The organism is Undibacterium sp. Di27W (genome assembly GCF_049340345.1).
GTDB lineage: Bacteria > Pseudomonadota > Gammaproteobacteria > Burkholderiales > Burkholderiaceae_D > Undibacterium.
Window position 1 is genome coordinate 41,202 of sequence record NZ_JBMPOS010000017.1, and the last position, 13,654, is coordinate 54,855.

The 13,654-nt window shown below is 54.4% G+C and carries 7 protein-coding genes; 5 read left to right on the forward strand and 2 right to left on the reverse strand.

What is annotated here, in order from left to right; translation table 11 throughout:
* Positions 1-144 precede the first annotated feature (144 nt).
* Positions 145-1,752, reverse strand: coding sequence for a M64 family metallopeptidase (locus ACO0LF_RS26735; protein WP_423019627.1), 1,608 nt, complete (start codon positions 1,750-1,752; stop codon positions 145-147).
* A gap of 282 nt (positions 1,753-2,034) precedes the next feature.
* Here ACO0LF_RS26735 and ACO0LF_RS26740 point away from each other — a divergent pair, with 282 nt between their 5' ends.
* The 4 genes from ACO0LF_RS26740 to ACO0LF_RS26755 all read left to right on the forward strand — a co-directional run bounded on the left by ACO0LF_RS26740 (position 2,035) and on the right by ACO0LF_RS26755 (position 5,647).
* Entirely contained in the window at positions 2,035-3,822 is a 1,788-nt protein-coding gene (locus ACO0LF_RS26740) for a HEAT repeat domain-containing protein (protein WP_423019629.1), read from the forward strand.
* A gap of 181 nt (positions 3,823-4,003) precedes the next feature.
* Positions 4,004-5,056, forward strand: coding sequence for a DMT family transporter (locus ACO0LF_RS26745; protein WP_423019631.1), 1,053 nt, complete (start codon positions 4,004-4,006; stop codon positions 5,054-5,056).
* A gap of 18 nt (positions 5,057-5,074) precedes the next feature.
* On the forward strand, positions 5,075-5,332 hold the full coding sequence (locus ACO0LF_RS26750) for a type II toxin-antitoxin system RelE/ParE family toxin (protein WP_423019633.1): 258 nt from the start codon (positions 5,075-5,077) through the stop codon (positions 5,330-5,332).
* 15 nt (positions 5,333-5,347) lie between these two features.
* Complete coding sequence (locus tag ACO0LF_RS26755; protein ID WP_423019635.1) at positions 5,348-5,647, forward strand: HigA family addiction module antitoxin; 300 nt, start codon at positions 5,348-5,350, stop codon at positions 5,645-5,647.
* A 448-nt stretch (positions 5,648-6,095) separates the two neighbouring features.
* On the opposite strand, the gene fusA is transcribed toward ACO0LF_RS26755, so the two are convergent.
* Positions 6,096-8,183, reverse strand: coding sequence for an elongation factor G (fusA, locus tag ACO0LF_RS26760; RefSeq protein ID WP_423019637.1), 2,088 nt, complete (start codon positions 8,181-8,183; stop codon positions 6,096-6,098).
* An 891-nt stretch (positions 8,184-9,074) separates the two neighbouring features.
* Here fusA and ACO0LF_RS26765 point away from each other — a divergent pair.
* Positions 9,075-13,322: a hypothetical protein gene (locus tag ACO0LF_RS26765; RefSeq protein ID WP_423019639.1), complete on the forward strand. Its 4,248-nt coding sequence runs from the start codon at positions 9,075-9,077 to the stop codon at positions 13,320-13,322.
* The last annotated feature ends 332 nt before the right edge of the window (positions 13,323-13,654 follow it).

The window sequence follows — 13,654 nt, forward strand, 5'->3', positions numbered from 1 at the left end:
CGACGCAGCAAAGACTGCTTCGAAGCAGTCTTTGATTCCTCTGTGCTCCTCTGTGTCTCCGTGTCTCTGTGGTGAGATTTTTAGTCTTGCTTTCATCAGGCAAACGTTGCTGCCCCCCCTACTCACCACTTCCATGCAAGCTCCTTACTTCGGCGGAAAGCTATAAGTCAAAGTGTAAATCCCACTGCCAGAATACGATTTGACTTGGGCATAGTAATAGCCTGCCGTACCTGTATAGTTGATAGCCTCGGTTGAGGTGCTGCCTTCGCTGCTGGCGACCTTGGTCCAGGCACTGCCGGAATATTTATACAGGTAAAGATCAAAGTCCGTGCCTGCTGGCCCGCTCAACTGCAGGCTGAAGGTGCCGCTGCCCGCCTGGATATAGCCGGGTGATGCGCTGGGGGCATTGGCGGTGGCACCGTTGGTCAGGCTGCCGGTCTGGGTGATGCCGCCACCTGGAGTGGGTGTGTAGGAAGCAAACACGGCTCTGGCCAGGCCTTCATTGACAGCATGCCATGGATAACCCAGGGTGCGCATACGGGAGTTTTCTGTGGGCCTGTATTTCCCGGTTTTGCAATATTGCGCGCCCTGGAAGGTGCCAACCGTGCCATTGGCATACTGCCCGAGGCTAGTCGGCACAGCAGTGGTGGCGGCGATCAAACTCCCCCATTTGACATTGCGCGTGCCATTCAATGAGACGTCGCCAGAAGTCGGCTCGGCGCTCAGGCTGCAAGTGCCATAGTCATATTCGTCAGCCAGGGCGAAGGCGGTGTGGCCTATCTCATGCAAGGCAATTTCCACAGACTGGGCATGCATGGACAGGGTGGCGATTTCCCCGCCTGAGCCACCATAGCGCGTTGAATTGGAAACGACAACGATGATATCGCGCTGATCAGGCGCCAGCACAGAACCAACGACGTCATACACCTTGGTCGAATTGACGCACAACAGGCGGTCGATGTTATAGCAATAGAAGCTGCCATCCATAGCGGTGTCGCGGTAAATACCGTTGTCAGGTTCATCCGCGCCTGACTGGTTGCTGGCGATATCAACGCGACGTACATTGATGCTGGCGCGGTTGGCGGCAAACAAGGGATCGACCATGAAGCCATCGATGACTTTCTGCGCATCGGTATGCCATTTATTCATCTCGGCAGCCGTGTAACCATCGCCAACAAAGACAATGTCCATACGCGCATTGGCCGGGCCGTTATCGATGATGGTGGTGGCAGTGGCTGCTGGCGGCGGGCCCTGGACGCGTGCCATCTGGCTGCTGCGCACGACTTTCTCCAATGCAGCGCGGTCGAACACGGCCAGCTGCGGCGGTGGCATTGCCAGGCCCGCACTACTCGCTGATGGCTGCTGGATTTCTATGCTGGCGATCCGCTCATCAAATGGCAGGGACACTTCAAAAACACCGTCGGCTTGCCTGACTTGCTGCGACACGTCTATAGCCCCGGTTTTTGGGTCAAACACTTCAACATGACGCTGCTGCGCATTCCTGACCAACACTTCATGGATGACCAGCCCCTGCGCATTTTTGGCGACGACACGCCATTTCTCACCCTGTCCACCACCAACCATACTGGGTGTCAGGCCAAACTCGCCAAGCTCGGCACGCACAGGCGTGAAACTAGTGCCCTGCCTGCCGTCACTGTAAGCGATACGCACCGAGATATTGCCGGCTTGTGCCGCGCTGATTTGTACTACCATAGCTGCAACGAACATCAAAAAAAGTTTGATAGCATTCATACTGTCTCCAAATAAAATAAGGTGATTGTGTGAAATGTCGATGCTGATTGAATGGAGCGCCCCTGCAGACAGGATGTAGCAGAGGGTAGACGCTGCGCTAGATGTCGGCAGCTGAAAATGAGTATAGTAAACTCATTAAATAAAACAATATTTAATTTCCCTAAACCTTGATGTTACCGATGCTTACAATTGCCTTGTGGCGACACAATCAAACAAAGTATTGAAAAATGACGTCAACACCAAACAAACCAGGAAAATCCTGGGCTCAAAACCAGATTTCCCATGAAATTACCGCGCCCTGCTGATTTTGAAGGCATATTGAGTTTGCTAGCTGCTGACAACGGTGACAGGCAGGCTGCCGCACATTCAGGCTATAGCCCGGCCCACCAGTTATATGCGCATGAGGCCAGCAGCGGCATCCATGAATATCTGGATGGCGACCAAGTGCAGCCAGGGAGCAGTGGCCGCGTGGCCGTGTGTTTATCCGCGCCAGACCGCTATCCCGCCTCCCTTTGGGAAGGCCGTGAAATTCATATCCTTGAAGGCAAACGACAAGTAGGCTGGCTCACAGTGAACAAGATACACAATGCCGCTTTGCGTACCAGCCCTGCTGATTACCTGGCAAAGTGGCAGGCACCGCGCCTGGCAGAAATCGGTGCCTGCCTGCTCAAGCTCTTCCAGGGTGATGACTACCAAATCCATCATCCGACCTTGCAGCGTCTGCATGCACTGCAAGCCTCGCCCCTGCACTTACGCATGGATGCTGAGCTTTTCAAGGGCGTGATGCGCATGCCAGGCTATGCCACGGCCGATGCCGTCGCCAGCATCCTGACGGGTTACCGCCTGAACTACACACGCAGCCTGGCAGCTTTTCAGGCGGCGTCCAAGAATGAAAAATTCCTTGGCCTAGTCCAGGGTGGTGCCAGAAAAAAAGCCCAGGAGGCATACACCCTGGTCGTGACAGACCTGGGTCATCTCATGCATGCCCTGCCCGGTTACGGCCATCTGGCAGAGGAAGAAGTACTGGCTTTGCTGGACAGTGGTGATACTTTTTTGATTTCATCTGCCGGGACCATCATGGAAGCATTTCCCACGCTGCATGAACAGCATCTTGAGCAACTCCTGGCAACGATGGAAAAGCAAGGTGTGCATCAATGGCCCTATCAGCCTGGCATTGCACTGGCGGCGGCCCTGACACAAAACCCCTGGGGGTTTGAGACAGTGATGAACAGGTTTGAGAACGCCAACGATAATCTGCAAGTCGGCATACTTGAAAGTTTCAAATCCCTGGAGATGGCACTCCCCTTGCCCATGCAAGACATGCTTGTGCGAAGAGCACAAGTAGCTGATCGCAATCACCATGGCGAGGTCTATGACGAGGTCTATAGCTCTATCATCGTCGCCCTGGCTTTGTGTAAAGACAGGCCGGCAGAAGCGCTAGCGATATTGGCCCCGTGTCTCGCCAGTGAAGCCTGGTATATCAGAGGCAATGCCGCCGTGTCACTGGGCATATTGGGCTTATCTACGGTAAAAGATGCAGCACTCATCAATCGCCTCGGTGACATGATTTTTGATACCGAAGGGCATGACTGGGATGTGCAGTCAGCCACGCTGCAGGCTTTGACAAAACTCGGTGGCACAGCCCACAGCCAGTTGAGCAAGTTGCTGCGTCTGGCGCAGATGCATGAAAAGGAAGATGATTTCTATGACTGCCCCAATCAATTGCTGGCAAACTGTTTTGGCGCGATAGCCGATGACTCGGCAGCCGTCGTCGCAGCCCTGCACAAGATAGTCGCCAGGCAAGGCCATATCAGCGCTGGCGCTGCCATCATCGCCCTGGGCAAACTAGGCAAGGCAGCCTTACCTGCCATGGAAGCCATCGAGGCATTTATTTTTCATGAAGACAGCTATATCGAAGATGCCGAACAAGCCCGCGCCATCATCACAGCCTGCATCGCCATCAGCGGTGCTGACGATACCAGGGTCAATAACTGCATCCGGCATTTGACAAAGTCTGTACATGCTGAGGTGGCGGAAGTGGCGCATCAATTCCTGACGATGCCATCATGATGACTGAAGACATGCCAGGTTATACTGGAGATCACCTGCTAATTAAACGCAGTGATCTGCCCCGCACAACATCTCCAGAGCCAGGCGCGCCAGTAGCCGCCTGTCATGCAATAATACCTGGGCATGTCGGCCTGAGCTCAGGCTGACCACAATCCTACTCTCAAAGACCAGAGCACAGCATATGCACAAAGGCGTCATTTATGCACTGATGGCAGCAGCCCTGTTTGGTGCCAGCACACCGTTTGCCAAACTGCTGCTGGCAAAGGCCAGCCCGCTCAGCGTGGCGGGCATATTGTATCTGGGTAGCGGCCTGGGTCTCTTGCTCTGGTATGTCTTGCGCGCTGCCCTGGCCCGCAAAACCGGTGGCGAGACTGTCGGCCTCAAGCGGCAAGACTTGCCATGGCTAAGTGGTGCAGTCGTCGCAGGTGGCATTGCCGGGCCGGTTTTGTTGATGCTGGGACTGAGCATGACCGCTGCCTCATCTGCCGCGCTCTTGCTGAATATGGAAGGCGTGCTGACGGCCACGCTGGCCTGGTTCGTCTTCAGGGAAAATTTTGATCGCCGCATCTTTATTGGCATGGTGCTCATTATTGCGGCGGGCATCTTGCTGTCCTGGGAGCAGATACCTGTTCTGGGGATGCCATGGGGCGCTTTGGCCATTATCGCTGCCTGTTTGTGCTGGGCCATAGACAATAATCTGACCCGCAAAATCTCTGCCAGTGATGCAGTACAAATCGCTGGCATCAAAGGCCTGGTCGCAGGTGCCGTCAATGTAGCGATAGCGCTGGCAATGGGAGCCAGTTTTCCTGAAACGACAACCATATTAGCGACAGGAGTCGTGGGTTTTTGCGGTTATGGCCTGAGCCTGGTCATGTTCGTACTGGCACTCCGGCACCTGGGCACGGCCCGCACGGGAGCCTATTTCTCAGCCGCCCCTTTTGTGGGTGCTGTCATTGCCCTGCTGATGCTGGGCGACAGACCCAGCCCCCTATTCTGGCTGGCCGCTATCCTGATGGCTGCAGGCATCTGGTTGCACCTGACTGAACATCATGAACATGCGCACGAACATGAAGCCATGGAACACGCGCATGAGCATGTGCACGACGAACACCACCAGCATGAACATGATTTTGCATGGAATGGCAAACAACCCCACGCTCATGCACACCGCCACCTGCCTATGGTGCATGCGCATGCGCATTACCCGGATATTCATCACCGGCATGGGCATTGAGCATGGTCAGGAAATTTTTTGATATTAGAAAAATTCTTTACTTCTGGTAGCAAGGCAGGCATCAATGCCACCCATGCGAACAAACTAGGGCGTCAACTCGCCATGCTGCATATTGCCAAAAATCCCAAGGATATGGATATACCGGGCTGGCGCCTGCATCCATTATCAGGCACTTTATCTGGGCATTGGTCGGTCTGGGTAAGCGGCAACTGGCGGCTGACTTTTCGCTTTGTTGGTGAAGATGCAGAAATTGTCGATTATCAGGACTATCACTAAAAACAATGAAGGACGATGATGAAGATGTTTAATCCCCCCCATCCAGGACTGACGATACGTGAAGACGTATTACCCGAACTGGGCCTGACCGTCACCGACGCAGCCATGCAGCTCGGCGTGTCCCGTGTTGCCCTGTCCAGAATGATCAATGGCCGCTCCGCCATCAGCGCCGACATGGCATTGCGCCTGGCACAATGGCTCAATGGCGATGCCGAAACCTGGCTGAGGTTGCAGATGCAATATGACCTGGCACAAGCCAGAAAAGCTGGGGTGCCTAAGGTGAAGCCTATCAAGCATCTCATCATGTCTGGATAGTTTACATTCTGCAGATTGCGCAGGAATGACGAATTTAAGGCCGCCAGGACTAGCTACTTGTCTGGCATACCAACATCCCCGCCTGGCTGGTAGCTAGCCTTGCCATCCTAAGCAAAATTAACGTCGCTCCAGCGCAGGCTGGAGTCCAAGGGCGTTCGTTGCAGACGATAGTCTTGTGCGTAGGAACAGCACTTGCATCTTACGAACGCATAGAAAATTCCAACATGGAATTTTTCGCCTACGCTGGAATAACGATTTTAAAGAAAAAATTAGAAAATGAGGGCGTTTAGCGATCTTCATTCAAGCACATCCCAAACATCACCAAACCTCCTGACTCAAAAAAAAGCCAGGGCACCCGCCCTGGCTTCTCTCCTACTTCTATCATCCTGGCTTGCAGACAACAGGCAAACCCGACTACAGTCCACCCATCATCCACATTCAACACAACTCACACAAACGAAGCCTCATTCACATCACAAGCTGCATGACGTGCATAGATAGCACTGGCAAACGCCCTGCCCTGTGACAGAGAACGCAAGTCGTTCGTATGGCCGAACAGCCTGGTCAGGGGCACATCAGCCACCACTTCAACCCTGCCTGTGCTCTCAGTGATGCCCAGTACCCGGCCGCTGCGTTTTTGCAAGTCACCGATGACATCGCCCGTGTTGATGACGGGAGCATCGACAGTCACTTTCATGACGGGTTCGAGCAAGACTGGTTTGGCCTTGCGCAAGCCTGCCAGCACAGCTTCTTTGGCGGCGATGATGAAGGCCATTTCATTACTGTCAACGGCATGGAAATCACCATCAAGCAAAGTGACTTTGACGCCTGTCACTTTTTGCCCCAGCGGGCCTTGTTGCATGGCCTGCTGTACGCCTTTTTCAACAGCCGGGAAAAACGCTGTTGGTATCACACCGCCCTTGACGACATTGGCAAAGGCAAAATCACCTTCTTCAAGCAGATCAAGACGCACAACAACACGGGCATACATGCCTTTGCCGCCGTTTTGCTTGTCGAGCTTGCCTTCTGCTTCGACCGTCGCCAGGCCCATGGTTTCTTTGTAGGCCACATGCGGCGCACCGACACGTATGTCCACCGCAGCTTCACGGCGGGCACGTTCGAGCACCACATCCAGATGCAATTCACCCATGCCCCACAAAATAGTCTCGCCGGTTTCCACATTGTTTTCCAGACGCAAAGACGGGTCTTCACGACGGAACTTGTCCAATGCTGCCAGCATCCTGGCACGGTCAGTACCTGCACCCGGTTCCACAGCCAGCGCCACCACGGGCTCACCCGCATGAATGGTTTCCAGCGTCCACGGTTGCGACTTGCCAGACAGAGTTTGCCCGGTCAGCGCATCTTTCAGATTGGCGATGGCGATGATACTGCCCGCGCCAGACTGTGTGGTACTGGTACGTTCATCCGCATGCACGACATACAGACGGCCGATGCGCACAGCGCTATCCAGACTGGCATTCCAGATGGTTTCACCTTCATGCAAACTACCGCCATAAATACGCACAAACGCCAGCGAGCCATGTTCATCATGCGTGACCTTGAACACCAGCGCGGCCAGAGGATCAGTATCACCAGTTGCCACGGTCACGCTTTCGCCGTTCAAGGTCGCAACGGGAGCAGCGCGGTCGTCAGGCGCAGGCAACCAGGCTATCACGGCATCGAGCAGCGGTTCTATGCCTGCGTTTTTATACGCAGAACCAGCCAGCATGGGCGTGGCTTTTCTGGCCAGCGTCAGGGTACGCAAACCTTGCAGGATTTCTGCATGGGTCAGCGAGTCGTTCGCCAGATAGGCATCCGTCAATACATCACTCGCTTCTGCCGCAACCGAGGCTGCATAAGCATAGGCCGCCTGAGCTTGCGCCAGCAGTTCTGCAGGTAAAGCCAGCACCGTCATATTGCCTTTGGCATCCCATTGCAGCAGACGCTGTTGCAAGACATCGATGACGCCACCAAACTCATCCGCCGCACCGACAGGTATCGCCAGCGGCACAGGGCGTGCACCGAGCTGCTTGCGCACTTGTTCTGTGACGCGGGCAAAGTCAGCACCGGTCTGGTCCATCTTGTTGACGAAGATGATCATGGGCACGCCATGTTTCTCGGCCTGGTGCCAGACAGTCTCGGTCTGCGGCTGCACGCCAGCCACGCCAGACAAGACAGTGATGGCACCGTCAAGCACACGCAGAGAGCGTTCAACTTCTATCGCAAAGTCGATATGGCCTGGGGTATCTATCAGCGTGAATTCATGGCCGTTCCAGACGCAGCGGGTCGCCGCTGCACCGATGGTGATGCCGCGTTCTTTTTCCAGTGCCATGGTGTCCATGGTGGCATTGCCTTCATGGACTTCGCCAGTGCGATGAATTTCGCCGGTTTTAAACAGGATGCGTTCAGACAGCGTGGTCTTGCCAGCGTCTATGTGCGCGATGATGCCAAAGTTGCGCCAGTTGTTACGCACATTATTGAGCGCAGAGTGAGCAGATGCCTTATTGGAAGCGGCACGGGGGACAGTGTTCGTCATGATGGATCTTTCTACATAGCGAGCGGTCGTGGGGTTGTCTTGGTGACAGCGCCGCGGGGCCATGCGACCACCCTTATTTCAGTGGACCCGCGCGCGTTCTACATCTGCTGACTTCATGTTATATGGCTCCTCAATGAGAGAGTGTTGGTACTGCGTACAATTAAAAGTGCTTACTAAAGTGGTGCTGAGTTTTTGGATATCAAGTCCAATACTTTTGGAACATTTGGATAAGCGCAGCGAGCGGTGCTAGTTTGAGTTAAGAAGCGCAACCGTACTAAAGTACGGTGAGCATCGCAGACTCAAAATCGCGCCGCGCAGTAGCTTATACAATTGTTCCAACGCAGAAAACAAAAAAGGCCCCTGTGGGCCTTTGTTTTTTTTCTGATTTAATTTATCAGAGTTTCAACGGGCACACATCAGCGGCCCCGGGATGTCGTCTGACATGCCGGGAGGGCGGAGGTAAAAAAGAGTATGCTCAGTGTTTTCATCTCTACAGGATATGCCTGTTTTTCGGGATTGTCAAATGGGAGCTTTGAAATACAAAAATGGGCAAATATCATAAAAACCTTAAACACTACGCTACCAGCGCCACACTGCTGGACTGGGGTGCTACTGGTAACTGGTTACTGTTAGTGAACTTGAAAACGCTTATCGGATACGGCACATGGCGGAGTTCAGAGCTTGATGAAAGCAGGAATGCATAAATTCCCTTACATCTGGATACAAAACTGATTAGTTTCATGATTCGTGAAATTATACAATCTTCACCCATCACCAAGGTTACCTCATACGGTAATTTCAATGCCGGATTGGTCAGACGATACCTTACGCCAGCAATCTTGCCTGTGTGGGTTTGAACCCAGCACTGCGCCTTAGAAAGGTAAAAATAAAATGAAAACAGAAAAATATCTGGCACTGCTGGTGGCCGCCGTGGTGGCGACTGCAGCCAGCGCTTTTGTCGTGCTGGGTGGGGCGAATTCTGTACTTAATTCCAGTACAACAGGCGGCGGGGCGACGACAGCCAAAGGCTTGAAGGCGATGATGAGTGCCATTGCATCACCCGCTGCGCCAAACTCGCTGTTGAATGTCAGCGTCGCAGGTGCTGGCACGGTGACGACTACCACGGGCAGCCCGGGCGCAGTAAGCTGTACCAGTGATGTGGTCGGCTACGCCGGCAGTTGCAGCCAGCTTTTTGCCAACAATGCTACCGTCACGCTGCATGCATCTGGCAGTGGCTTTGTCGGTTGGGCCGGGCCGGGTGTGGCAGCTGCGAGTACGGGTTGCAGCGGCACGGCAGATTGCAGCTTCACCAAAACTGCTGATACACAATATGTGACGGCAATCTTTGCCTCTGGTAGTACAGGTGGTACAGGTGCTGCAGTTGGTGCGGGCGGCACCGTGCCGCAGCAGTTATATACCGACATCACATCCGGCCCCACAACAGGGGGCGAAAATAACAAGGGTATTTATCTGTCTGTCTTTGGCCAGAACTTTGGCACGACAGGTGCAGGCACCAATGCCAAGGTGTATCTGGATAATATTGAGGTGGATAATTACCGTTCCATCGGCGCTTCACGCGGCAGGGCAGACATACAGCAGATCACGGCGCAGATAGGCGCACTCGGTGGTGCAGCAAATGGCAGCGACCTGCCTGTCAAGGTAGTCATCAACGGCAATGTTGCGACAGATGCGAATCAACTGAGCTTTAAAGTCAACCCCGGCAAGATCTATTTTGTCAGCCTGGATGGCAGTGACAGCACCGGGCAGCCAGATGACATCAACCACCCTTACCGGCATGTGCAACTGGCGGTCAGCAATAATTCCAACGACATCAATGTCGGCTGCACGATAGCAGGTGGCTTGCAGCCTGTAGCGACGGCTGGTGTATGGGGCATCGTCCTGCCGGGTGATTTCATCATCATGCGCGGCGGTGTCTGGACTGATGTGCACCAGGCCGGTGATAATTATTTCTTGCGGGCGCAAAACAAATCCGGCACGCCGGCAACAGGCGCCGTGCAATCTGGCCCGATCACGCTGATGGGCTTTCCGGCAGAAACCACGCAATTGTCGCAGGCACTGAACAGCAGCAAAGATAATGCATCAGGTGGTGTGATCACCTCAGCCGACAGTGCGCGCCAGGAGATAGGCTGCGGTGCCGGTATCACCATCACCAATCTGAAAATAGAATCAGGCCGCGGTGACGGCATGATTAGCGTGCAGGCGGGGTATGAACTCAATAAATACAAGGGCGCCAACTGGCGCGTGGTCAATAATGAGCTGACTGCCTATACCGCCGTGCACAACGTCAATGCCAAGGGCGCGGGTGTGACAGGCAGCGGTAATGGCGTGGTAGTGCTCGGCAACCATGTGCATGATGTGTATTGCGGGCCGGACGACGGCAGCAGCTTCTTGCAGAACCATGGTTTTTATTTCGATGGCACCGGCTCTTACGAGGTGGCCTATAACGAGGTGGGCAATATCTTTGGTGGCAATGGTGTGCAGAGTTACAGCTCATCTGGCACGTCTATAGGCAATATCAATGTGCATCACAATCTGATCCACGATGTGCGCAAGCATGGTATCAATCTGGCCGATGGTACGGCGGGCAATGTCAGGGTATGGAATAACGTTGTCTATAACATCCAGTACGCAGCGGTGCGTTTTAACACCACCGACATCGCTGGCGCAAAAATATATAACAACACTTTCTACAACACCAACACCGCTGGCAACAGCAATTATGGTGCCCTGACGAATGACTGGAACTTGCCCAAGGGCGCGATGGATGTTGAAAACAATATCTTCTATGTTGCCACCGGCACGCCGTATAACTCGGGCTCGAATGGCGTGCAGGCCAGCGCGGGCACGTTTGCGCGCAACCTGTGGTTCAACGGCTCTGGCAGCCCTGGGCTGGATTCTACCGCGATCATGGCCAACCCCCTATTTGTGCAGGCCGGTGCAGACTTCCACTTGCAAACCAACAGCGCCGCACGTGGTGCGGGTTCGATAGCGACAGCAGTGACCTCTCTGGTGACCAACGACTATGATCTCAAAGCCCGCAACCCGCAGGCCATGGATGTGGGGGCCTATCAGTCCGGCGCGGCCAGTGATACCGGCTTGCCAGCCGTAAGCGTCGCACCAACTATTCAGGGTACGCCGCAGGTCGGCAGCAGTTTGAGCGTAACGACAGGCACCTGGACCAATAGCCCGACAAACTATCAATATCAATTGATAGTCAATGGCGCAGATGTTGCAGGCAGCACTGGCAACAGCTTTACGCCAGCCAGCACGGATGCGGGCAAGGTCATTGCATGGCGCGTTACTGCCAGCAATGCCAAGGGCGCAGTCTCGGTGATGAGCAATTCTGTCACGGTGGCGGCTGTTGCCGTGCCCGTCAATGGCGCTTGCGGTAGTGCTGACGGCGCATCGTTTACTAGCGCGCCGACGACAGGTTTGTGTAGCGCTGGCGTCGCGTCTTTATTGAAAGGCACTGGCCCATGGACCTGGAGTTGTACTGGCTCCAACGGTGGCACGACGGCGAGTTGCAGTGCCAGCCGTGCCAATGCACAGGCCCCGGTTAATACTTTGGTGCCTGTTATTTCTGGCACGCCCTTTGTTGGCAGTGCACTGGCTTGTTCAACCGGCACCTGGAGCAATGCACCCACAAGTTACGCCTATCGCTGGAAGCGTGGCGCGACCCAGATTGCTGCTGCCACTGCCGCCAACTATATCGTCACCCCGGCAGATGTAGGGCAGGCACTGACTTGCGCAGTAACAGCAAAGAACAGCGCAGGTTCTGCTACTGCTGCTTCAGATGCAGTGACTGGCCTGGTACCAGCGCCAATCACCCCACCACAAATCGTGCAGACTGCAGCGCCGGTGTTTGCTGATGGCTCGGTGCGCCCGGTCACGATCAGCTTCCCCAACCCTGTCAAGGCGGGCAACCTGATCCTGGTTTCGATGGCATCCACCCAGGGCCACACATATAACTTCACGCTGTCAGATAACAAAAATGCAGGCAACTACACCTGGTACCAGACCGATGCCTGCCAGACTACCTGCTCAGGCTGGTTCTACCTGGTCGCGCAAAAGGGGGGCAGCAGTTTCACCATCACCGCAACTGGTGGCGCGGCGCAATCGCTGGTTATGTCGGCGATTGAAGTCAGCAATTTTGACCCTGCAATATTTGATGGCAAGCCGGTCACAGCCAATGGCACTGGTGTCACCGCAGGTGCCAGCAAGCAGACTACCTCGGCCAATTCACTGGTACTCAGCGTGTATGGCGGCGACCCTGACCAGGTCATCACCCCAGGCAATGCAGCAGGCGCATTCAATGCTGCTTACGCCAATACCCTGACTTACGGCACACAAATTGCCACCGCAACGACAGCAGGCACTACCCCGATGTCGTGGAAAGTGTCCCAGCCTAAAGGGTGGACAGGCTGGTCAGAAATGGTCATTGCCATCAAGGGTCTGCCTGGTGCCGTACAGACCCCGGCATCTGCTGTCGTCGTGCAAACGGCTGCGCCGGCCTATGCAGATGGCAATACCAGACCTGCAGCCATCAGTTTTGCGAACCCGGTCAAGGCTGGCAACCTGATCCTTGTCGCCATGGCCAGCAACCAGGGCAATACCTATAACTTCACCGTCACGGATAACAAGAACGCAGGCAACTACACCTGGTATAAAACCGATGCCTGCAAATCTTCCTGCGCTGGATGGTACTATGCAGTTGCAAAAACGGGCGGCACTTCGTTCACCATCAACGCCTCTGGCGGCGCAGCACAAGGCGTGGTGATGGCAGCTTATGAAATATCAAATTTCGCCCCCACGATATTTGATGGCAACCCTGTCACTGCCAGCAATATCAGCACATCAGCCAGCGCCACCAAGACCACGCTGCAGGCAAATTCACTGGTGTTTGGTGTGTATGGCGGTGATTATGCGCAAAGCATAGTCCCCACTTATGGAATGGGTGCGCTCAGCTATGCCAATCCAAATACACTGACATTTGGTACGCAACATGCGCCGGCTACCGCTCTGGGTTCTTCATCCATGGTCTGGAGTGTGACGCAAGCGAATGGCTGGCTGGGTTGGGCAGTGACAGCGATTGCCATACGGAGTGCGACGAATCCGTAAGATCAGTTGCAATAGCCCGGGGACCGCGCCTGTTTGTGCGCGGTCAGTCTCGCAGCAGCCCGTGCAGGTACGATTAGTGCAACGTAATCGTACGCATGCTGTGCTGTAAATAACGAAAGCTTACGGCAAGTTCCGTGGCTGTCGCTTATTCATCTCGACGTGAGTGAGATGCATGCTTGATGGAGTCACATAAAATTCTCGTGATTATCAAGCGTATTAAGAGTTGCTGCCAACCATGCGTACGATTACGTTGCACTAATCGTACCTACATTCTATTGCTCTGCCCGCGTCATGAATTCGCGGTTAAAACCGCTCCTAAAGGGCATGGATTA